We start from the raw sequence: 651 nt of genomic DNA on the forward strand, positions 1-651 counted from the left end.
GTCATTCCATCAACTCCAGGAGCTCCCTTGTTAGCCTTCACCTTTTTATAAGCTTGGTTCAAGTTTGAGCGACTGGCTACTTTATTGATCAGATGACTCACACCATCTCTTCTTTCCGTTTCACCGTGAGAAATACTACACACTTCTACTGTACCTTCGGATTCCATCCTATTCTCTTGTAGATAGCCATCTTTCGATGTTGTCTGTGATCTTTGCATTTCTCTCACCTCCACGGCTTCCAAGATTACTATTGTTCAGCCCTTCATCCTCTTTTTGGACTACTATGGCTTCGGCTGACTTCTTACAATTCATCAAGCCATCACTGTCATGATTGTTCCTGTGGGAAATTCCTTCCCTCTTGTCGGGAACCCTTGTAAGACCTCCCCGGGTAAGTCTAACCACTTTCCTCCCATATAGGTGCTGGATTTACTGTAAGAGATTTGGGTAGTATAGGACTTCATTTTGTTATGCAAACTCATCCTTCTCTATTCAGCCTTGTATCCAATTTCTGTTCGTCACCTCAGGATTTTGCTTCCGGCTTCCTTCAGATTCCACCTCACGATGGACACCCTTGCCTTCCGCTAACAGTTCCTACTACCAAGTCTGTAGTGGACTTTCACCACCAAGTTGTTAGACATGCCGGGCACACAT

At 44.7% G+C, this 651-nt stretch carries 1 protein-coding gene and 1 pseudogene; one reads left to right on the forward strand and one right to left on the reverse strand.

The genetic code is table 11. The annotated features are described in order from the left end of the window. A pseudogene (locus tag ACHABW_RS25925) lies at positions 1-218 on the reverse strand (group II intron reverse transcriptase/maturase); the annotation flags it as partial. Positions 219-467: 249 nt separating this feature from the next. On the opposite strand from ACHABW_RS25925, the gene ACHABW_RS25930 reads away from it, so the two are divergent. Beyond that, positions 468-651, forward strand: a 184-nt coding sequence (locus ACHABW_RS25930) for a hypothetical protein (protein ID WP_435759923.1), incomplete at its 3' end; no start/stop codon positions are given.

Source organism: Salipaludibacillus sp. CF4.18 (assembly GCF_051262595.1).
GTDB classification, from domain to species: Bacteria; Bacillota; Bacilli; order Bacillales; family Salisediminibacteriaceae; genus Salipaludibacillus; species Salipaludibacillus neizhouensis.